Origin of the sequence: Allobosea sp. Root483D1, from assembly GCF_001429505.1 — a bacterium.
Lineage (GTDB): Bacteria > Pseudomonadota > Alphaproteobacteria > Rhizobiales > Beijerinckiaceae > Allobosea.
Genome location: NZ_LMJW01000001.1, coordinates 1291722 through 1314330 on the forward strand (window position 1 = coordinate 1291722; position 22609 = coordinate 1314330).

The 22609-nt window shown below is 64.8% G+C and carries 13 protein-coding genes and 4 pseudogenes; 15 read left to right on the top strand and 2 right to left on the bottom strand.

The window, feature by feature from the left end:
- Positions 1-2 precede the first annotated feature (2 nt).
- Positions 3-1445 (top strand): dihydropyrimidinase, encoded by a 1443-nt coding sequence (gene hydA / locus ASE66_RS05990; RefSeq protein WP_057188597.1) that lies wholly within the window; start codon positions 3-5, stop codon positions 1443-1445.
- A gap of 131 nt (positions 1446-1576) precedes the next feature.
- Here the strand turns inward: hydA and ASE66_RS05995 are convergent, their stop codons facing one another.
- On the bottom strand, positions 1577-2206 hold the full coding sequence (locus tag ASE66_RS05995) for a GntR family transcriptional regulator (protein WP_162262447.1): 630 nt from the start codon (positions 2204-2206) through the stop codon (positions 1577-1579).
- Positions 2207-2464: 258 nt separating this feature from the next.
- On the opposite strand from ASE66_RS05995, the gene ASE66_RS06000 reads away from it, so the two are divergent.
- The 7 genes and pseudogenes from ASE66_RS06000 to ASE66_RS06025 all read left to right on the top strand — a co-directional run bounded on the left by ASE66_RS06000 (position 2465) and on the right by ASE66_RS06025 (position 7994).
- Positions 2465-3427 carry a Bug family tripartite tricarboxylate transporter substrate binding protein gene (locus ASE66_RS06000; RefSeq protein WP_082613225.1) on the top strand — a complete coding sequence of 321 codons (963 nt, stop codon included), beginning with the start codon at positions 2465-2467 and terminating at the stop codon, positions 3425-3427.
- A 3-nt stretch (positions 3428-3430) separates the two neighbouring features.
- Entirely contained in the window at positions 3431-4204 is a 774-nt protein-coding gene (locus ASE66_RS06005) for a transporter substrate-binding domain-containing protein (protein WP_057188600.1), read from the top strand.
- Positions 4201-5067, top strand: a complete 867-nt coding sequence (locus tag ASE66_RS06010) for an amidohydrolase family protein (protein ID WP_057188601.1) — start codon at positions 4201-4203, stop codon at positions 5065-5067. The genes ASE66_RS06005 and ASE66_RS06010 overlap by 4 nt, the downstream gene beginning before the upstream one ends.
- A 103-nt stretch (positions 5068-5170) precedes the next feature.
- Positions 5171-6070: a hypothetical protein gene (locus tag ASE66_RS06015; RefSeq protein WP_057188602.1), complete on the top strand. Its 900-nt coding sequence runs from the start codon at positions 5171-5173 to the stop codon at positions 6068-6070.
- Between the two features lie 49 nt (positions 6071-6119).
- Positions 6120-6443 (top strand): Dabb family protein, encoded by a 324-nt coding sequence (locus tag ASE66_RS06020; RefSeq protein WP_162262448.1) that lies wholly within the window; start codon positions 6120-6122, stop codon positions 6441-6443.
- A gap of 111 nt (positions 6444-6554) precedes the next feature.
- Positions 6555-6860 (top strand): annotated as a pseudogene (locus tag ASE66_RS31230) (transposase); the annotation flags it as partial.
- 459 nt (positions 6861-7319) lie between these two features.
- Complete coding sequence (locus ASE66_RS06025; protein ID WP_057188604.1) at positions 7320-7994, top strand: response regulator; 675 nt, start codon at positions 7320-7322, stop codon at positions 7992-7994.
- On the opposite strand, the gene ASE66_RS06030 is transcribed toward ASE66_RS06025, so the two are convergent.
- Positions 7948-9390, bottom strand: a complete 1443-nt coding sequence (locus ASE66_RS06030; protein WP_156412015.1) for a sensor histidine kinase — start codon at positions 9388-9390, stop codon at positions 7948-7950. The genes ASE66_RS06025 and ASE66_RS06030 overlap by 47 nt on opposite strands.
- A 540-nt stretch (positions 9391-9930) precedes the next feature.
- Between ASE66_RS06030 and ASE66_RS31960 the strand changes: the two genes are divergently transcribed.
- The 7 genes and pseudogenes from ASE66_RS31960 to ASE66_RS33110 form a co-directional block, all read left to right on the top strand.
- Entirely contained in the window at positions 9931-17313 is a 7383-nt protein-coding gene (locus tag ASE66_RS31960) for a peroxidase family protein (protein WP_057188606.1), read from the top strand.
- A gap of 46 nt (positions 17314-17359) precedes the next feature.
- The gene (locus tag ASE66_RS06040; protein WP_057188607.1) at positions 17360-19132 is read left to right on the top strand and encodes a type I secretion system permease/ATPase; all 1773 of its coding nucleotides are present in this window, start codon (positions 17360-17362) and stop codon (positions 19130-19132) included.
- 380 nt (positions 19133-19512) lie between these two features.
- Positions 19513-20191 (top strand): cadherin-like domain-containing protein (locus ASE66_RS33915; RefSeq protein ID WP_413814248.1); only part of this gene is annotated, 679 nt, incomplete at its 3' end.
- 1 nt (position 20192) lies between these two features.
- Positions 20193-20857: pseudogene (locus tag ASE66_RS33920) on the top strand (calcium-binding protein); the annotation flags it as partial.
- A gap of 2 nt (positions 20858-20859) precedes the next feature.
- Positions 20860-21130: pseudogene (locus ASE66_RS33925) on the top strand (calcium-binding protein); the annotation flags it as partial.
- A gap of 375 nt (positions 21131-21505) precedes the next feature.
- Positions 21506-22439: biotin/lipoyl-binding protein (locus ASE66_RS06055; RefSeq protein WP_244494800.1), on the top strand; the 934-nt coding region annotated here is incomplete at its 3' end.
- A 1-nt stretch (position 22440) separates the two neighbouring features.
- Positions 22441-22609: pseudogene (locus tag ASE66_RS33110) on the top strand (HlyD family secretion protein); the annotation flags it as partial.

Genomic DNA, 22609 nt, shown 5'->3' on the forward strand with positions numbered 1-22609 from the left:
CCATGTTCGATCTCGTCATACGCAATGCCCGCTGCGCCAGCTCCAGCGACGTCTTCAACGCCGATATCGGCATCCACGACGGCCGGATCGCCGAACTCGGCGCGATCGGCGACAAGGCGCCGGAGATCATCGATGCGGCCGGCCGGCTGGTCACGCCGGGCGGCGTCGACAGCCATCTCCACATCGACCAGCGCAAGGCCCATGACCGGATCAATGCGGACGACTTCTATTCGGGAACGGTCTCGGCCGCCTGTGGCGGCACGACGACGGTGCTTCCCTTCGCTCCCCAGCATCGCGGAGAAGGAATCGCCTGGGCCGTCGCCGACTACCACGAGCGCGCGCGCAAAGCCGTCCTGGACTATAATTTCCACATCGTCGTCACCGACCCGTCCCATCCCAATTTCGACCGCGACCTCGCGCAGGCTGTGGCCGGCGGCCTGCGCTCGCTGAAGATCTTCACGACCTATGCCGCTGTCGGAATCGCTGATCGCGACATCGTCGCGGTCTTCGCCGCCGCCCGCCGGCACGGCTTCATTGTGATGGTCCATTGCGAGAACACCGACATCATCGACCATGTGACGCAGCAATTGCTGGCGCAGGGCCATGTCGCGCCGAAATTCCATCTCGCCTCGCGGCCGACCATCGCCGAGGCCGAGGCCGTCTTCCGGATTTGCGCCTACGCCGAGCTGTTCAACGTGCCAACCATGGTCGTGCATGTCTCGACCGGACGATCACTCGACGTCATCGCGCTCTCGCGTGCCAGAGGAACCACGCTCTTCGTCGAGACCTGCACACAATACCTGACGCTCGACCGGAGTCTGCTCGAGAAACCTGGACACGAAGGAGCAAAGGGCATCTTCAGCCCACCGATCCGCGACGCCGCCAATCGCGCCGAACTCTGGCGCGCCGTTGCCGACGGCCGCATCGACGTGCTCTCCTCGGACCACTCACCCTATATGTTCGACGAGATCGAGAAGTTCCCGAACGGTTTCGGCGCGAGCTTCGACAAGATCGCCAGCGGCGTGCCGGGCGTCGAGATCCGTATGCCGCTTCTGTTCACGCAATGCGTCAAGGAAGGCCGCATCAGCCTGCCCGAGTTCGTCAGGCTGACCGCGACCAACGCTGCGCGGATCTATGGGCTGGCGCCACGCAAGGGAGATCTCGTGGTCGGGGCCGATGCCGATCTCTGCATCTGGGACGAGAATTACGACCGCGTCATCGACAACCGGATGATGCACCACAATGTCGACTTCACCCCCTATGAAGGCATGAAAGTCACGGCCTGGCCCGCAATCACGTTGAGCCGCGGCGAGGTGATCAGCCGCTATCATGAGTTCTGCGGGACCCGCGGGCGGGGCCGCTTCCTGCCAGCCACGGCGACAGCGCCTCATCATGCCCAGACCGATGCCGAAAAGGAGTTGGCGGCCTTTGGTCTCACATGGTGACGCAACTGATCGAGGCTTCCGTAAACTCCAGCTTGGTTCGCAATACCTACGGGGCCATAGCTTCGGGCATGTCCGGTTCCGGGAGACGAGCCTACGTCCGCTGTTGGCGCAGCCGGGTCCAGCTTCCTTGATCACACGTCGCCGGCGATCCCGAGATCGGCCAACGTCTGCTGCGTGAGTCGGCGCGCGGTCGATCGGGCTTCGGCAGGCTGTCGCGCGCAGATCCGGTCGATCAGCTCATGGATGAGCTTGCGGCTCTCAACGCCGCGGCTCCGGATCAGCGACACCCGGACATAGAACAGGGTCTGCAGCATCGTCTTGTCCCAGACGACCCGCAGAGAGTCGTTGTTCGCAGCCGCAAGCAGCCAGCGAGAGAGCCGCCCGTCGAAAGACGGATGGCCTTCCTCGCTTTGCAAGCTCTCGAAGGCTTCGTCCAGGCTGACCTTGAGTTGCGCCGCGCTCTCGATCGTCTCGCTCGTGCATCGCCTGGCGGCGAGCTCAGCCGCATATTCCAGCAGCGCGGTCCGGACCTGGAAGAGTTCCACGATCTGGCTGGGACCGAGCGTCCTGATCCGTATCCCCTGCCAAGGGTTCCGCTCGGCGAGCCCGTCCGCGACGATCGCCTGCAGTGCCTCGCGGATCGGTCCGTTCGAGAAGCCGAACTCCGACCGCAGATCGGCCTCGCGAATCCGCTCGCCCGGCTGATAGCGCCCTGCGACGATGCGCTCGCGCAGCAGGTCCGACAGCCATGTGGAACGCATGGAGCGGCCGATCTCGGCGTCTGTGCCTGTATCCGCCGGCTCGGCTGCGACCATGGGAACTCCCGCATTTTTGCCCCTGTAGATCATCAGGAGACGGTCAAATCAAGGGCGCGACATGGCCTTCGCCTCGTTGGGGGCGGCCATCGGCAGGTGCCTGGCGACGGCACGCGAAACGGCTTGCCGACTCGTCGGCGCCAGATTATTAATAATCCGCAACGCGGCACGACAACCAATCCGCCGCGGCAGGGAGGATGATCGATGCGCTTTCCAATGATGCTCGCACTCGCCGCGAGCCTGGTTGCGACAACCGCGACCGCGCAGGAGAATTGGCCGAACAAGCCGGTCCGACTGGTCGTGACGAGCGCCGCGGGCGGCGGCTTTGATCTGATGGCCCGCATTCTGGCGGAAGGGCTCAGCCAGCAGCTGCGGCAGAATGTGATCGTCGAAAATCTTGCCGGAGTCGGCGGATTGCGAGCAGTGCGCGCCGTCGTCAGGGGAGACGCCGATGGCTACACGTTCCTGTTCAATGGCCCTCAGCATGCGAGCCTGCCCTACGCCTACAAGGACCCCGGCTACGACGTGAAGGCCGATCTGGCGAGCGTGTCCCTCGTGGCGCAGTATCCGATGGTGCTGGTCACCAGCCCCCAGGTTCCAGCCAAGACCTTCGCCGAGTTCGTCGCCATGGTGAAGGCTGCGCCGGGCAAATACACCTTCGGATCGAGCGGGCTCGGGGGCGCCTCCCACATCGCCATCGAGGCTTTCAAGCACCAGGCCGGCCTCGACATGGTGCATGTGCCGTTTCGTGGCAGTGGTGAGACCACGGCCGCTCTTTTCGGCGGACAGATCGATCTGGTCTCCGACGGCCTCGCCGCGCAGCTCGGTAACATCAATGAAGGACGCGTCCGGCCACTCACGATCGTCGGTGACAAGCGGTCGCCGGCTCTCCCGGACGTGCCCGCGACGGCGGAAACATATCCCGGCCTGTCCTTCCCCCTCTGGGTTGCCGTCTTCGCGCCTGCGAAGACCCCGGCTGCGATCGTCGACAAAATGAACGGGGCCATAGCGGCCACCTTGAAGATGCCGGCGATCAAAAAGCGCTACGAGGACCTGTTGGTCGAGACGGTTGGCTCGTCACGCTCGGAGCTCGACGCATTCCTCGACAAACAACTCGCCATGAACAGGGACGTCATCGAGCGCGCGAACATCAAGGTCGGAGAGTGATCGTTGTCCACGGTTCCCACTGACGAACTCGCCCCCGGCGGCACGCTGCGCGCTGCGGTCAATCTCAGCAACACGGTCCTGGTACAGCGGGAGGGCGCCGATGGCGAAGTCGGAGGCGCGGCGGTCATGCTCGCCCGCGAGCTCGGGCGGCGCATCGGGTTGCCGGTCGAGATCGTCACCTTCAAGGCGGCCGCGGATCTTTTCGCGGCCCTCGCCGAGCAGCGCTGGGATGTGGCCTTCCTCGCCGACGAACCGGCGCGTGCGGCGCAGATCGACTTCACGAGTCCCTATGTCCTGATCGAGGGCACCTATCTCGCTCGGGCCAACGCGCCGTTTCGGGCAGTCGAGGACGTCGACCGGACCGGCGTCAGGATCGCGGTGGGGCGCGGCTCGGCTTACGATCTCTATCTCTCGCGCACGATCACGCAGGCACAGATCCTGCGCTCGCAGACGGCCGGCGGAACCGCCGCCATCGACCTCTTCCTGGCCGAGAATCTCGACGTCGCCGCGGGCCTGCGGCCGCAGCTGGCCGCCTATGCCCGGGACGTTCCGGCGCTGCAGGTGCTGGAGGGCCGCTTCATGGAGATCGGCCAGGCGGTCGGCCTGCCGAAGGGCCGGCCCGGTGCCGCGGCATTCGTCCGGCAGTTCATCGACGAGGTGAAGGCGTCGGGCTTCATCGCCGAGGCCTTGAGGCGGACGGGACAGAACGACGTGATAGTCGCGCCCGCCTCGCGCCGCGGATCACCAGCATTGCAGCACCACGGAGACCACCCATGACACCCGCCGTTGACACCCATCTGCACGCGCACTGGCCGCAGCGTTACGCGTATTCGCAGCCGACCGGCAGCCGCATTCGCCCGGAGGATGTCGCGATCAGCGCCGACGGCCTTTTCCCGGCCCTGACGGCGCAGGGTTTCAGCCATGCCCTGATCATCCAGCCCGGTGCCTATGGCAACGACAACAGCGCGATGCTGGAGGCCATCGCCCGCTCGGAAGGGCGCGCCAAGGGCATTGCCAATATGAGCCTCTCGGCCGGCGACGAGGAGTTCGTCACGCTGAAGCGTCAGGGCGTCGTCGGCGTCCGCCTCAGCCTGGTGCATTCTCTCACCGGGATTTTCGATCACCCGGAGATCGAGACCTTCCTGTCGCGCTGCCGCCGGCACGACTTCTTCGTCGAGATCTTCGCCCCTGCGGCAACCTGGCCGCAGATCATTCCCCAGCTGCGCAAGGCGGAGGTCAAGATCATCGTCGAGCATGTCGGCTACCCCATCGTGCCCGATGGCGTCCAGCAACCCGGCTTTCAGGCGGTTCTCGAACTCGGCCGCAGCAGTGACGCGGTGATCAAGCTCGGCAGCGGCTTCCGGCTTGGCCAGACCGGCGGCAAGTATGCCGATGTCAAGCCGTTCGTTCTGGCGGCGGTCGAGGCCTTCGGCCCCGAAAAATGCATCTGGGGCAGCGACTGGCCGTTCCTCAGCCCGCAGGTTGGTTCGGTCAAGCGCGAGGTCACCTGGAAGATCGACTACGCCAGCGAGTTCGGCGGATTCCAGGACTGGATTACCGATGCCGCCACACGCCGCAGCATCCTGTGGGACACGCCGGCGCGTCTCTTCGGCTTCAGCGAGGTCGGCCTGAAGTCCTGAAACATCGGTCAAGGCGCGGGCTCGCCGGCCTGCGCCGATAATCGCGGCTCAGCGGGTCCGTACCAGCGCAGGCTTAGGGTTCGTCCCCCTGGGAGATTTTGCCATGTATGCACCGAACGATCCCCGCGCGGCACTGGCCTCCGCAAAGACCGGGGCGCCCATGCCGTCTCGCTTTCCAGCGGCCGATATCGGCCTCTTCTACGCGCAGGCGCCCCAGGAGAGCGGCGACGACAGCAAGACCTGGCTGCTGCGTGGCCAGAACTTCGTCGTTGCGCATAGTGAAGCGCAACCGGGAGCCTGCTTCCGTCGCCAGGGGCAGGTCGATGAATATGTCGTGCTGGTGCAGCGTCGCGCCAACCCCGTAGTGGTCGAAGCCAGCGGGATGACCGCGTCGGTAACAGGCCATTCCCTCATCATCGTGCCGCCGGGCGCCAGTGTGGTGAGCCTGCCGGACGGCGGAAGCATCACCCGCATCTTCAGCGCGCAATCCGCCGATCTGGCGAGGCGGGCATCGAACGCCGCATCCTATGCCGAGCCTCGGAGCAACATCCCCGCCTTCGAGCCCTGGCCCGCTCCGCCCGACGGCGACCGGATCAGGACTTACAGCCTCGACGTGCCGCCCGAGCCGGGCCGCTTCGGCCGGATCTGGCGCTGCCAGACCCTCATGGTCAACGTCCTGGACGAACAGATCGGCCCGCGCGACGTCACCCAGCTCTCGCCACATCATCACGACGATTTCGAGCAATGCTCCCTGGCTCTGGAAGGCTCGTTCATCCACCATCTGCGCTGGCCCTGGACGCACGACATGACGGCCTGGCGCGACGACGCGCACCCCCATGTCGGTTCTCCGTCGGCGACCATCATCCCGCCTCCCGTCATCCACACGACACGCGCGATGGACCCCGGCCCGAACCAACTGATCGACATCTTCGCGCCTCCGCGGATGGACTTCTCGCTGAAGCCCGGCTGGGTCCTGAATGCCGACGACTATCCGATGCCGTGAACCCGCTTCGGCATGCCCCCATTACGATCCTCCTATGACCGGATTTCCCATGATCAAGCACATGGTCCTGTTCCGCTTCCGGCCCGAGGTCGAGGCCGACAGACGCGACGCTCTCCTGCGCGAATACGTCACCTTCCCCCAGATACATGCGAAGATGCGGAACCTCACGCTCGGCAAGAACATCAGCCGGCGCGACAGCACTTTCGAATATGCTTTCACCGTCGAATTCGACAGTGAAGCGGATCTGAGAGACTATCTCGACAGCCCTGAGCACGAAGAGCACGTCGTCCAGCGTTTCCGCCCGCTCATCGAGTCCCGCGCGATCGTCAGCTACGAAGTCAGATCTGGCGTCGTTACCGATCTTTTCAGTTGAGCTTCTGATCGGCGCCAATGGTGTGAGCAGAGCTGGCTCGGGCAATCTGAACGGCTCGGATGAACGGCGTTTCTGCCTGAAGGCGGCGTGATGTCCGCGACAGGAGAGACCATGACGAGATGGCCGCGGCGGAACCATAGCCCGGCTTTCAAGGCGCAGGTGGCACTGGCAGCCGTGAAGGGCGAGAAGACGCCGACCGATCTGGCGCAGCAGTTTGACGCCCACCCCAACCAGATCACACGCAATGGCGCAGTCAGCTTCTTGACCGGGCCGCTGGCGTTTTCGGTTCGGAGGCGAAGGCCGAGACAGCCGCGCCGACGATCGACGCGAAGACGCTGCATGCGAGCGACAAACTGCGTTTGCGCAGATATCGGAGAGCTGACGCTCGAGAATGATTTTTTCCGGCCCGCTCGGCAACCCGCCTGGACCAAGCCGGCACCATGAGGCTCGACAGCACGACGACCCCGATGAGCGCGTAGCCGAACTGTGCGCCCCCCCCAGCGCCGTCGCCCAATTCCCCGGATCCATATAGCCTACCGCGACGAAGTATCCTGGACCGAGAAACGCCGCGAACCGGCGCAGGCCGGCCCCCTCCGCAGACACATCGACACTGCGATAGACCTCTACCAGCGACGGCTCATGGGACTCGCCAGCCACCCAATGCGCCCGAGCGAGCTGATCATCACGTAAGGTCATTTCTGATTACGCCGATGATGATCGTAGCAATCCTTCTGCGTGCATTGCGGCATTTTCGGCGACCACAAATTGTCCCCTTAGGCGTACCCCCATTAACTCTCGCATTAACAAGTTGTTTACATTACCATCTCTCGATGAGAAAATAGATCAGTGGCGTAGGAAGGATTGGTGTTTCGTCAAATGGACGTGATAACGATCGGCATCGTTGACGACCATCCGCTTTTGGCGGAGGGAATTGCTGCTGTTCTGTCGCGCAGCTCGCATTTGCGCGTCATCTCCTCCGGCAGCAAGGCTGCCGATATCGTCGAGATCGCAAATCGGCTGCGCCCGAATATAATCCTGGCTGATCTGAACATGCCGGGCGACGTGTTCGAGGCGATCGAGACGGTCCGAGATCAGGCGCTTGGGACCAAGGTGGTCGTCTTCACAGCGTCGACCAGCAGCGACCACGCCGTCCGGGCGCTTGCTGCAGGGGCCGCCGGATTCGTCCTCAAGGGCAGCCAGGTTTTTGAGTTGATCGAGGCCATCGAGTCCGTCCAGCGCGGCGAGGTCTTCATCACACCCTACTTCGCCGCCAAGGTCATCGTCGCCCTGCAGGCCAAGGCGTCGGAGAAGCGTGCAGCTCAGCAGCTCAAGCTCAGCGTCCGGGAGGAGCAGATCGTGCGGCTGCTGCTCTGTGGCAAGCCCAATCGCGAGATCGCTGCCGCGCTCGATCTCAGCGAGAAGACCGTCAAGAGCTATATGAGCAATCTGATGGCGAAGCTTCACGTCCGCAATCGACTCGAAGTCGTCATCGCGGCGCAAAAACTCATCCCCGATGCTCTGGGGTCTCGTCAGGATCGACAGATGCTGTGAGCGAGCGTGGCCTGACCGGTAGCCGCGCGTATATGCGGGTTCCGCCTGTCTCGGTCTTGGTCACCGCCAGCGTCCCGCGCAGGGCATGAACCCTGGTGCGCATGCCGCGCAGACCCAGCCCGCCTGCCTCGAGGGCCTCGCCGACCAGGCTTGTGCCCCCCGCATCCTCGATCATCAGCACAAGGCTCGCCTCATCGAAGTCGCAGGTGACGAGCTGCCCGCTTCCGCCCGCGTGCTTGTAGGCGTTCATCAGCGCCTCCTGGACGACCCGGAAGGCGCAGACGCGAATGGCTTCCGGCATCTCCGTCGGCAGATCGCCGAAACTGCGCCCGACCAGCGTGCCAGTATAGCGTTCATGCGAGGTGATGGCCGCCTCGATGGTCGCCACAGGCGAAAGATCGCGGATCTCGGGCAGCACCAGCCCCGCGGACAGGCTGCGTAATTCACCCAGCGTCTGCTCGATCAACGGCTGAAACGCGCTCCGGATCTCGTCGATCGCCGGATCGGGCGAGTGGGGCGGCAGACGCAGCATCATCAGGCTGAGCATCTGGATCGGCCCATCATGCAGATCCGCGCCGATCCGGGACAAGTATTCCTCGTTCGTCAGCGCCGCGCTTATGCGCGCGCTGTCCGCGGCACGCCGCAAGGTGCTGTTGCGCTTCGCCAGCGCCGAGGCGCGCTCGACATTGGCTTCGAGCTGCGCCCGCTGAGTCGCGATCACCCGGCTCGCCCGCCGGATGAGCGCATAAAGCGCCACTCCGATCCCGCACCCGATATTGGCGATCAGGAACCAGAGCGCATATTTCAGCTGGCTGATCTCAGCGCTGATCAACGCGCTGCGCTTGTAGAACTCGCCGATCAGGATGATCCGGCGGCGGTCCGGATCGTAGATCGGCGCGTAGATCTCGATCACATCGTCTTCGCCGGCCTTGGCATGGTTCTGTGCTGGCGCGATGACTTCGCCGGCCAGAAGGCGGGCGAGCTGCGGCGGCCGTATCTTCTCGCCTCGCGGTGGACCTGCCGTCGAAAAGATCAATTCGCCGCTGGTCGACCAGATCTTCAGGTCGCGGACCTGAGAGGCAAGCGCGCCCTCGCGGACCACGGCGCGCAGGCCGGCTTCCACCGCCGGGGTTAGTCGCTGCACGTCGCTCCCGAGCGCCGCGACATGCGGCTGAATGATAGCCTCGATGTAAGTGGCTGCGATTTCAGCCATGATCTGCGTCCACCCCGCTCGGACGCGCCGTTCGACCCAGTGCCCGAGCACGGTCATTGCGAGCGCCAGCACCGCAACGGTGACGATGGTGAAGCGCCTTTCGAGCGAGAGCCCGGCCCACCACCGGCCGGCCGCAGCGGCTACCGACCAAAGTCTGCCCTGGCTACGGACCTTCCGTGGCACTGGCAGCACCACCTCTGGACTCGCATCTCGCTGGACTTTGACCCCTTCCGGTGCCGACACGGCAAGTTCATCCTGAGATTAACAAGCCGCTAAGATCGCAGCTCGTCTCAGTCCTTTGAAGGCTTGGACCACGCGAATCCTAGCGCATGGGGGGAATGGGTGCAAATCCAAGTCCCGGAAACGCAACGTCAGGGAAGCCGATTCCCTGGATGATGGCTCACGTCTTTCTGGCATACGAATTTAATATTACAGATATCGACAGTTAAATTTCGATGATTTCACTCAACAAGCAATTATAGACTCCATCCAAGGCAACTATAAGCACTTCCTGCCGAAATTTTGATTCGATGCAATCTTGTTAGTCGACAGAATATACAGCCTACAGGCTCCACTTCGAAAGCTTTTCTACTTCTTCGTCCCACAATTCTTAATAGCCGATCAAACTACTTCGATATGCCTTCAACCGTATCGTGAACGCTCGATCTCCATCGCGCTTGCGCGGCCCGAGATTTTGTCTCCCTCAGCTTCTGGAGAAGTTCCATGGTCACGTATATCAAGTCCGATCTCGAGTTCATCCTCAAGCAGATCAAGATCGCGGAGGCTGACGCCGCGTTCAGGCAAGGCATCTCGACCGGCGATCCGGGAAATGTGGCAAAGCCGCTGTTCGGACCTGGCGGATCTATTCCGACCTACAACATCTCCTGGGGCCTGCGCACCGTCGACGGAACTTACAACAATCCGCTGCATCCTGAATGGGGCGCCGCCGACAACGAGTTCCCGGAGCCGCTCGGCACACAGTTCAAGACGATCATGGTGCCCGCCGGGCCCGGCGGCGCGCTGGTTCCCGTCACTTATACGCCCGGCGTCGACAATGACGGTGGCGGCACGGCCGGCCCTGGCGACGTGTTCGACCCCTATGTCCGCACGATCTCGAACCTGATCGTCGACCAGACGCTGGGCAATCCCTCAGCGATCCTGACGGCGCTGCAGCGCGCGGGAATCGTTCCCCCCGAGCAGCAGCTGACCATCACGGCCGCTATCACGGCCGCCTACGAGCCGATCAAGCCGCTGTTCAACGCCCTCGGCGTGGCCGAGCGCCTGAACGCCGAGGCGCAGGCGGCCGCGTCCGCAAGCCCGACCAACCAGGCTTTGCAGGACGCCGCCCTGGCGACTGCAGCCAATCTTGCTGCCGCGCAAGCTGCGCTCGACGCGCAGGACGACGGCCTCATGACGCTGCTGGGCGCCAATGGCGTCGAGCTCGACGGCGTCAACATCGTGATCACCAACGCCGCGCCCGATGAAGGGTTGTCGGCGCCGTTCAATTCCTGGTTCACCCTGTTCGGCCAGTTCTTCGATCACGGCCTCGACCTCGTCGCCAAGGGCGGCAACGGCACCGTGTTCATTCCGCTGATGCCGGACGATCCGCTTTACGTGCAACCGACGGACCAGAATCCGAACCCGCCCAATTTCATGGTGCTGACCCGCGCGACACTTGCCGGTCCGGGTGCGGACGGCATCCTGGTCGACAATCCGGCGACGACCGTCAACGAAGCCGCGGACAACACCGATCGTCCGGTGAACACGACGACCTCGTTCGTCGACCAGAACCAGACCTATACCTCCCATCCCTCGCATCAGGTCTTCCTCAGGGCCTATGAGCTCAGGGCTTCTGACCTCAACGACAACGGCGTCCCAGTCTCGACGGGCAAGCTCATCGAGGGCGGCAATGGCGGCATGGCGACCTGGGCCGACCTGAAGGCGCAGGCGGCCGACCTGCTGGGCATCCAGCTCGTCGACGCGAATGTCGGCAATGTTCCGCTGCTGGCCACCGACCCCTATGGCGAGTTCATCCGCGGACCCAACGGCTACCCGCAGATGGTGACTTCGGCTGGTCTGATCGAAGGCGATCCAACCGCGAATGGTGGGCTAGGCGTCCTTGTCGACGATCCTGATCACGTCCCCCCCTATACCGCCGTACGGACTGGCCATGCCTTCCTCGCCGATATCGCGCATAATGCGGTGCCGGATGGTCTCGCCGACGGCGACATCGAGGTCGGCCTCGAAAACCCGGGCAATGAGCCCGGCATCTATGACAACGAGCTGCTCGACGCGCACTATGTCGCCGGCGACGGCCGCGCCAACGAGAATATCGGCCTGACCGCCGTCCACCACGTCTTCCATTCCGAGCACAACCGGCTGGTGGAGCACACCAAGGCGGTGGTGTTCACTGACGTCGCTGCAATGTTGAACGGCGGCTCCACGGAGGCGGAAGCCCTCGCGTTCCTCAACGAGTGGCTCGCGGTCGATGTCACCGAGGTTCCCGCCTCGGCTGCCAACCTCACCTGGGATGGCGAGCGCCTCTTCCAGGCGGCCAAGTTCGGCACCGAGATGCAGTATCAGCACCTGGTGTTCGAGGAATTCGCCCGCAAGATCCAGCCGAACATCAACGTGTTCCTGGTTCCGGACGGCTTCGACGTCACGATCGATCCGTCGATCGTCGCCGAGTTCGCCCATGTGGTCTACCGCTTCGGCCACTCGATGCTGACGGAATCGATCGATCGCTTCGATCCGACCTTCAGTCCGGACCACATCGGCCTGATCGAAGGCTTCCTCAATCCGCTGCAGTTCGAGAATAATGGCGGCACGGCAACCGTCGATGCCGATATCGCAGCCGGCGCCATCATTCGCGGCATGACGCGACAGGCCGGCAACGAGATCGACGAGTTCGTCACCAGCGCCCTGCGCAACAACCTGCTGGGATTGCCGCTCGACCTGGCGACCATCAACCTCGCCCGCGGCCGTGATACGGGCGTGCCCTCCCTCAATGCCGCCCGCGCGCAATTCTATGCGGCGACCAATCAGGACTCCCTGCTCAAGCCCTATGAGAGCTGGGTCGATTTCGCCGCCCACCTCAAGCATGAGGCGTCGATCATCAACTTCATCGCCGCCTACGGCACACACGCCGCCATCACCAGCGCGCAGACACTAGAGGCCAAGCGCAATGCCGCCTTCGCCCTCGTTCTCGGCGACGGCGACGATGCGGATGGGGTGACCATCAACGGCGTGACCTATACCAATCGGCTGGACTTCCTCAACGCCACCGGCGCCTTTGCCGGCGGCTCACTCGGCGGCCTCAACAATGTCGATCTGTGGATCGGCGGCCTGGCCGAGCAGATCATGCCCTTCGGCGGCATGCTCGGCTCGACCTTCAACTTCGTCTTCGAAATCCAGATGGAGAAGCTGCAGAGCGGAGACCGCTTCTACTACCTGCAGCGCCTCGACGGCCTGCACCTGTTCGGCGAGATGGAGAACAACTCCTTCGCCGCGATGATCATGCGCAATACCAATGCGACCCATCTGCCGTCGGACGTGTTCTCGACCCCCGGCCTGATCCTCGAGGTCAACCAGGCCAGGCAGTTCAACGACATCGACGGCGATGGCGATCTTGAGAGCACCGATCCGCTCGGCGGCGGGCTGCTGACGCCGCTGGTGGTCCGCAACAATCCGGCGACGCCGGGCGTGGACACCAACTACCTGAAATACACCGGCGGCGACCACGTCGTCCTCGGCGGCACGGAGGCCAATGATCACCTGATCGCCGGCATCGGTGACGACACGCTCTATGGCGATGGCGGCAACGACCGGCTCGAGGGCGGCTTCGGCAACGACATCATCAATGCCGGCGACGGCGACGACATCATCGTCGACAGCGGCGGCGACGACAACATCAAGGCGGGCGCCGGTAACGACGTGGTCCATGCAGGGCCCGGCCTCGACCTGGTGATGGGCAATGACGGCCAGGACTTCATCTTCCTGGGCACCGACATGGGCTCGGAGGTCTTCGCCGGCACCGGCAACGACTTCATCTACGGCAACAAGAACGCCGAACGCATCCTCGGCAACGAAGGCAATGACTGGATCGAGACCGGCACCTTCGACGGCGCTCCCGGCGACAATTTCGACGAGATCTTCTCGCACGACACCATCGACGGACACGACGTGTTCCTGGGCGATGGCGGCTTCGACGAGTATATCGGCGAGGGCGGCGACGACATCATGGTCGGCAGCGCCGGCCGCGGCAAGATGGCGGGCATGTCCGGCTTCGACTGGGCGACGTACAAGGACAGCGCTATCGGGCTCAATACCGGCGTGAATGCCGATCTGTCGATCCCGATCATCTTCGACGAGGCGCCGACGATCCCCACCAATGCGGCCCTCGACGAGTACCAGTCGATGGAAGGCCTGTCGGGATCTGCCGGCAACGACATCCTGCGAGGCTCCAACATCCTCGCCGAGGAGCGGCTTCCGTTCGACCCGGTCACCAATCCGTCTCCGCTGGAGGGCTATCAGGGCAGCGCGCTCGACGCCGAGGGCATTGCCATGATCGCCGGGCTCCAGGCGGTGCTCGGCGCCGGAGTGACGTCCTTCTCCGCCGGCGACATCATCCTCGGCGGCGATGGCAGCGACATCATGGCCGGTCAGATGGGTGACGACATCATCGACGGCGACAAGTGGCTGGACGTGCAGATCGGCGTCTTCGCCGTGGGCGACGTCAACCATACCGGGACGCCGATCTCGCTGCACAAGAGCATGACAGAGCTGGCTTCCGCCATGTTCGCCGGCACGATCAATCCCGGTCAGTTGTCGATCGTTCGTACGATCCGTAACAGCAACGATCAGCCGGATCGCGACGGCATCGTCGATGTCGACGTTGCGCAGTTCGCCGATATCCGGGCGAACTATACGATCACGGCCAATGCCGACGGCTCGATCTCGGTGGCCCATGTGACGGTCACCGACGGGCTCGAGTCCGACGGCGTGGATCGCGTCCGGAATGTCGAGACCCTGCGGTTCTCGGACCAGGATGTCTCGCTGGTGAAGCCGGTCGTGGATCTGCATGCGTTCGATGTCGGCGGCACCTATGCCGACACCTTCGCCAGCGGAGCCTACAATCTAACGGTAGGCACGACCCAATGGCTCACCAGCTGGTCCGAGACCGGAGATGACGGCAGCGCCACCGCCGCTGCCGGCCAGATCCAGATCACCGGTGGCAATCTGCGCTTCGACACCGGCGATGGAGCAACCATCACGCGCGTCGTTCCCCTTACCGGAGCGGCCGGCGCTACGCTGACCTACCAGGTGAACGAGCAGAGCCTCGAGAACAACGACTCGATCGCTGTCGAGTTCTTCAACGGCACGGCCTGGGTCAACGTCGACACGATCAACGACCAGACCGGCAATACGACGCGTACCGTGACGTTGCCGGGACCGTTCGGCGCCACGTCGGCGATCCGCTTCGTCGCCTCGTCCCTGGAAGCAGCGGGCGGCGGCAACACCGCGGACATCGTCGACATCGGCTCGGTGACGATCGAGTTCACTGTCCCGGCTCCGGCGGACGGCCTGAACTACACGACCTCCTATACCGAGAACGCCGCCGGCGTCCCGATCACCAACCGGCCGAACATCACCGATGACGGGGCGACCCTGGTCTCGGCCCGGATCGTGCTGACCAACGCGCAGCCCGGCGACGATTTCGACATCGTCGGAACCCTGCCGGCCGGCATCAACGCCACGATCGATACGTCCGTCGACGGCGTGATCACGGTCAACTTGACCGGCACGGCGAGCCTTGCTGCCTACCGCGCCGCGATCGCACAGGTGACGTTCGACAGCGTCTCCGACAATCCGGGCAATGTCGCGCGCATTGTCCAGGTGACGGTCAATGACGGTTTCGTCGAAAGCGATCCCGTGACGACCACGATCAATGTCACTCCCGTGAACGACGCGCCGGCGGCTAATGACGATGCTGTCATCACCAACGTCGCCGCCAACACCAATTTCACGATCCAGCAGTCGGCGCTGCTCGCCAACGATACCGATCCTGAAGGATCACCCGTGACGATCACGGCGGTCGGCGGTCAAAACGGCCTGAGTGCTCCGGTCCTTGGGACGGGTATCGTGACGGTTTCCGATACCGGCGGAGCGAATGGCTCTTTCACCTATACAGGCAGTGACGGGACAGCGACCAATGGCGCCACCGTCGCCGTCACCCGCGTCACCGGTACTACGATAGGCGGTGACAACGACGCCGACATCTACGTGCTCGCGGGCAGCAACGACACGGTAAACGCCGGCGGCGGCAATGATATCATCTACGCCGGCGACGGCGGCGACACGATCAACGGCGGCACCGGCAATGACGTCATCCTCGCCGGCACCGGCAACGACACGATCAACTGGAGCGCGGCGGGAGCCACAGATGGCTTCGACATGGTCAACGGCGAAGCCGGCGGCACCGACACTTTCGTCGTTAACGGTGTAGCTGCGACGGCTGAGACGTTCCGGATCTATACCAAGCAAGCAGCCATCGATGCGGGCTTTCCAGTGTCCGGCGCGTTGACCGAAATCGTCATTACCCGGACGGTCGGAGCGACAACGACTGTCATCGCCGAACTGGACAACATCGAGGAGATCCGAGTCAACGCGCTGCAGGTGACGTCGCCTGGAGGACCTGGCGGAAACCCCGGTAACGGCGGCGACACGATCGCGATCTTCGGTGACTTCACTCAGACCAGCCTGAACTTCAACACGATCACGATTGACGGCTCTGCTGGCGACGACACTGTCGACATCTCGGCCCTGACCTCGGCGCATCGCATCGTGTTCCGCTCCAATGGCGGCAACGACACGATCGTCGGCAATCTGCGGCCGCAGGATGTGATCGAGTTGCCCGACGGCGCGGCGCCGGAGGATTACGAGGTCACGACCGACGCGAACGGCGTGACCACCATGACGAGTCCGACGCACAGCATCTGCTTCACCGCAGACGATGGGATGCCGCAATTCGGCTCCGGCGATCATGACGACGATGAGGATGAAGACGACGATGAGGATGAAGACGACGAGGATGAAGACGATGACGATCATCATCAGGGAAATCATGATGACGACGATGATGATGATGACTGCGGCTGCGACGATGACGATGGCCCGGGCACCCCGGCACCCAACCCGTCGACAGGCAGCCTGAGGGTCGGGACGGCCCAGAGCGATGTCCTGATCGGCACGGCCGCGGCCAACGACATGATCGGCCTGGCCGGGGACGACGTCCTGAGCGGAGCCGACGGCGACGACGACATCTCGGCCGGCGAAGGCGACGACGTCGCCGAAGCTGGAGCGGGTGCGGACCGGATGTTCCTCGGCGCCGGAAACGATGTCGGCTTCGGCGGTGCCGGCGGCGATGCGCTCTATGGCGACGCGGGCAATGACCGGATCTTCGGCGAGGCTGGCGACGACAGCCTGGACGGTGGAGCCGGCGACGATACGGTGGTCGGCGGTGCGGGCAACGACGTTTTCGCGGCGGCGATCGGGGACGGCAACGACAGCTACTACGGCGACGACCTGCACGGTGGCACCGGGGTCGACACGCTCGACCTGTCGCTCGCCACCGCCGCGGTCACGGTCGATCTCGGCTCGGGCCTGCTCGGCCGCGGCAGCGCCGCCAGCGTCCAGACAGGGCAGGACACGCTGTGGGGCATCGAGAATGTCGCGACCGGCTCCGGCAACGACACGATCACGGCCAGCACTGCGGTCAATGTGATCGAAGGTGGGGCGGGCAACGACGTCTTCCGCTTCACCAGCCAGCAAGCGGCCAATGGCGACACGATCCTCGACTTCGAGCCGGGCGACAAGCTCGACCTGTCGCAGATCGACGCCGACCAGGCCTCGGCGGGCAACCAGAGCTTCACGATCGTGAACGGCTCCTCGTTCACCGGCTCCGCGCAGCTCATGGTGACCTACGAGACCCGCGCCGACGGTGACTACACGGTGGTGTCGGGCAATGCCGATGGTGATCCGGATGCCGATTTCCAGATCAACCTGAAGGGCACCCTCGCCCTGAACTCGGGCAACATCACCCTTTGATGCGGCGGCTCGCGCCACCCCGGTCGCTGACCGGGGTGGCGCNCCAATGGCCCCCGTCAATCTGTCTCTAGCGCGCAAGCGCGACGCCGCGAAGCTCACCGAGGGGCTGCGCGGGATCGTCGTCTACCTGGTCGCGATCTCCTGCCTGATCAATGTGCTGGCGCTCACCGGCTCGCTCTACATGATGCAGGTCTACGACCGAGCCCTGACCAGCAGCAGCGTGCAGACGCTGGTCGCGCTCTCGGTGATCGCCCTCGTGCTCTTCCTGTTCCAGGGCGGCTTTGACGCCATTCGATCGCGCATCCTGCTGCGGATCGGCGCGCGGTTCGATCGCGACATTGCACCGGTCGCGCACCGGGTGACGATCGACATGCCGCGCTTCGGCTTCTCCACCACAGAAGCGCTTGAACGCGGCCGCGACGTCGACAATGTGCGCGGCTTCCTTGCCAGTCAGGGACCGGGCGCGCTGTTCGACCTGCCCTGGATTCCGATCTATCTCGGCTTCATCTACCTGCTGCATCCCTGGCTCGGCGCGTTGACGCTCGGCGCCGCCGTCGTGCTGACCCTGCTGACGCTGGCGGCCGAGATCGTGGCGCGCAGGGTGGCGGGCGAGGCCCGGCAGACGGCGCTGGGACGCAGCTCGATCGCCGAGTCGAATGCGCGCAATGCCGAGGTGCTGAAGGCGATGGGTTTCGCCGGGCGGGCGACGCAGCGCTTCGCCGTGGCGAACGAAGCCCATCTGGCGCTGCAATCGCGCGCCAGCGACATCGTCGGCTCTTTCGGCGCCTTCTCGAAGGCGCTGCGCGTGATCCTGCAATCGGCTGTGCTCGGGCTCGGTGCCTATCTCACCATCAAGGGCGAGCTCTCGGCCGGTGCGATCATCGCGGCCTCGGTCTCGTCCGCGCGCGCGCTGGCGCCGGTGGACCAGGCGATCGCCAACTGGAAGCCTTTCGTCGCGGCGCGGCAGAGCTTCGCCCGCCTGCGCGAGACCGTCGTCGCTCTCAGCAAGGCGGTCGAGCCGATGAGGTTGCCGGCGCCACACAGCTATCTCAAGGTCGACAAGATCACGGTCGCTGCGCCGGGCAGCGGCCAGGTGCTGCTCAGCGAAGTCAGCTTCGACGTCGGCGCCGGCAAGGCGGTCGGCATCATCGGGCCGAGCGGCGGCGGCAAGACGACGCTGGTGCGCGCGCTGACCGGAATCTGGCCGACCTTGCGCGGCGCCGTCCGTCTCGATGGCGCCGAACTCGAGCAATGGCCGGAAGAGGATCTCGGCCGTGCGGTCGGCTACTTGCCGCAGGAGGTCAGCCTGCTCGACGCGACCGTCGAGGAGAACATCTCCCGCCTGGCCGACTACGATGACCCGAGCGGCATCATCGCGGCCGCTAACGCAGCCGGCATCCACGACATGATCGTGCGGCTGCCCGCCGGCTATCGCACGCCGTTGGGCCCGCAGGGCATGGCGATCTCCGCCGGCCAGCGCCAGCGCATCGGCCTGGCCCGCGCCGTCTACGGCGACCCGTTCCTCGTCGTGATGGACGAACCCAACTCCAATCTCGACGGCGAAGGCGAGGTGGCGCTGACCAAGGCGATCGAGCAGCTCAAGGCGCGCGGCGCCATCGTCATCATAGTCGCGCACCGGCCGAGCGCGCTCGCGGCCGTGGACTATGTCGGCGTGATCCAGGCCGGCAAGTTGACCGCCTTCGGGCCGAAAGACCAGATCATAAAGCCCGCGGCCAGCGCAGAGGCGCCCGAGGTGCAGCACCCGGTCGTTGCAATGCCCAAGGCAACTTCATTCGAACCCCAACGGGTGCCGGCATGATCGACGTCAAAGCCGCCCGGCGTACGGACACCGCTCCGCAGAACACCGCCCAGATCTACGAGCGCGCCCAGGACGACACGCCACTGTCGCTGCGCGTCTCGGCCATGCTGGTCGCGCTCATGGCCGCCGTGATCGCCTATTTCCAGGGCATCCTCGATCCCGCCAAGGCGGCAACCTCTCCAAGCGAGGGACAACGCCCCGAGACCGCTGCCGGCGATGAAGTGACGGCCGAGGCTGCGGCGCCGCCGCCCCCCGACGGCGCCGGCGACCCCGAGGACGAGACCGGCACGCTCGGCGACGCCGATGAGAAGGCGATCGGCACCGGCGGGCCCGGCCCGACCATGCCCGGCCTGCCTGACTTCCTCGGCATCGATTCGCCGATGTTCGAATTCGACCAGTTGCCGCTGCCGCCGCTGCGCTCGGCGCGGCTGCCCCCTGGCTTCGGCGATGACGCCAGCAATGACAACTGGTCGTCCGGCCGCGTCCCGGTGGGCTCTGGCGGGCTGTTCGAGGCCGGCCTGCCAACCGTCGCGGGCTCCTTCCCTTCGCCGATCATCGGTCCGGGCGCGGGAGGCGGGAGCGACCCTGACTGGCCGGACCCCGTCGATCCCGGTCCCGAGCTGCCGCCACGCAACCGCGCACCGCGCGTTGCCGGACCGGTTCGGCTGGTCGATATCGGCCCGTGCCAGACTGCACTGCTGACCGCGGTGCTGCTGCTCGCCGGCGCTAGCGACGCCGATGCCGACCCGCTTACCATCAGCCACATCACTGTCTCGCACGGTACGCTCGATCTGGCCGATGGCAGCTGGCTTTACACGCCCGCCAAGGGGTACTTCGGCCCGGTTACGGTCACCTACGTCATCAGCGACGGCAAGGCGGCGATCGCCCAGCAGGCGCGCTTCGACGTGGTGGAGTTCCTGCAACTGACCGGCACCGAGGCCGACGACGTCCTGATCGGCACCGAATGCCGCGACCGTATCGAAGGCCTCGGCGGCAACGACCTGATCGAGGGCCGCGGCGCGGACGACATCATCCTCGCCGGTGCCGGCAACGACACCGNGAACGACACCCTCTATGGCGGGTCGGGCAACGACACGCTCTACGGCGATGCCGGCAACGATCACCTGTACGGCGAGGCCGGCAACGACATCCTCGACGGCGGCGATGGTGACGATGTGATCGTCGGGGGCCCCGGCGACGACATCATCCTGGCCGGCCCGGGTGACGATCTCGTCGATGGCGGCGACGGTGACGACAGCATCGACGGCGGCGAGGGCGCAAACATCTTGATGACCGGCGACGGCAACAACTCCGTCGTCGCAGGCGATAGCAGCAATGTCGTGATCGGGGGAGTCGGTATCGACAGCGTGCGCCTGGGCGCCGGTGACGATTACGTCAGGACCGGTGGCAGTAACGATTACGTCGATGGAGGCGCTGGCGACAACAGCCTCTTCGGCGAGGAAGGCGACGATACGCTAATCAGCGGCGCCGGAAACGATATGCTCGACGGCGGCACCGGCGCGGACATCATGTCCGCGGGGGCGGGCAAGGATCATCTGCGCGGCGGCGGCGGCAACGACACGCTCGATGCCGGCGACGGCGCCGACAAGGTCGAGGCCGGTGACGGCAACGACGTCGCCCGGGCCGGGGCCGGCAATGACCGGGTCTATGGCGAAGGAGGCGACGACGTCATCCTCGGCGAAGCCGGCGACGATTGTCTGATCGNNGGTTCAGGGCTCGAGCGGCAACGACCATCTCGTCGGCGGATCGGGCAAGGACAAGGTCAAGGGCGAGGAAGGCGACGATCGTGTCGTCGTCGATGCGGACTGCGAGGACGACGACTATGACGGCGGTGCCGGGACAGACACGCTCGACCTGAGCGGCCTGAAGCACGACGCCATCATCGATCTGGTCGAAGGCAAATTGACGAGCCCGGAGGCCGGCGATGACGAGATCGCCTGCTTCGAGGTCGTGATCGGCGGCGCCGGCGACGACACCNNNCCTCGGCAACGACAAGTTCAGGTTCGAACTCGAGGGACCCGATGCAGCCGAGGACGCGCAGGAGCTGATCCATAAGATCCTCGACCTCGAGGTCGGCGACCGCATCCTGATCAGCCAGTACACGCTGCACCGTGACGACGATCCCGACCAGGACGACGCTGACGCGGGCGAGGACGAATTCGGGCGCGTTTACGGTGAGGAGGGCGGTGACGGCCAGCCGTTCCGGTTCCGGATCGAGAAGATCGGTGAGCAGGAAACGACCTTCATCGACGTTGATGTCGATGTCGAGGGCGGCAACGGCTTCTCCATCGAGATCAGCGGTGCCCACAACTTCCAATACTATTACTAGTCGCGAGGCGGAGTGACCCGGTCATGAATGCGTATAATCTCGATCGCGATTTCATTGAGGGCGCTACCGCATTGCCGGCGAAGCGCGACGACTCGTTCTCACTGCGCACGCATGTACTGTTCGGGTTCCTGTTGGCTGCGGCGCTAGTCCTCGGCTGCGGTGGCTGGGCGGCTACGGCCCAGCTCGCCGGGGCGGTGATCGCGCAGGGGGCGGTCAAGGTCGATCAGAACCTCAAGGAGGTGCAGCACCGCGACGGTGGCACCGTGCAGGTGATCGCCGTCCGCCAGGGGGAGCACGTCAGTGCGGGGCAGGTGCTGTTCCGGCTCGACGATGTCCAGATCAGGACGGAGCTTTCGATCATCCGCTCCCAGCTCTCCGACGCCCTCGGACGTCGCGCCCGGCTCGTTGCCGAGCGCGACGGGCTCGACACCATGCTCGATCCACCGGGGCTGAGCGCGCTCAGCGACGATGCAGCTCAGATCATAACCGGCGAGCGGCGGCTGTTCAGCGGGAACCGTCAGAACCGGGAGAGCCGCAAGGAGCTGCTGGAGATCACCATCGTCCAGTCGGGCGAGGAGACGAAGGGGCTCGAAGCCCGTTTGTCGGCCAAGCGCGAGGAATTGCGTCTCGTCCAGATCGAGCGCGACAAATATCTCAACCTCTTCCAGAAAGGCTTCATCGACGGCGTGAAGGTCTTCAACATCAACCGCGAATGGGCTCGCCTGCTCGGCGAGCGCGGCGAGATCGAGGCGATGATCGCCCGAGCCAAACTGCGCGTCAACGAGGCCCGGCTGCAGATCATCACCATCGACGACACGGCCCGGACCGAGGCGCAGCGCGAGCTGACCCCAATCGAGGCCAGGATCGCCGAACTCTCCGACCGGCGCTTCGCCGCCGAGGACAGGCTGTCACGCACCGAGATCAAGGCGCCGGTCGCCGGCATCGTCAACGAGCTCANGCCGGACACGGCCAAGCTGCTCGTCGAGGTCCGGATCGCTCCGGCCGACATCGATCAGGTCCATGCCGGCCAGCCGGCGCGCCTGCGCTTCGCCGCCTTCGCCCGCAACACGACGCCGGAAATCCCGGGCCAGGTCCGACATATCTCGCCCGCGACGACCAAGGACGCC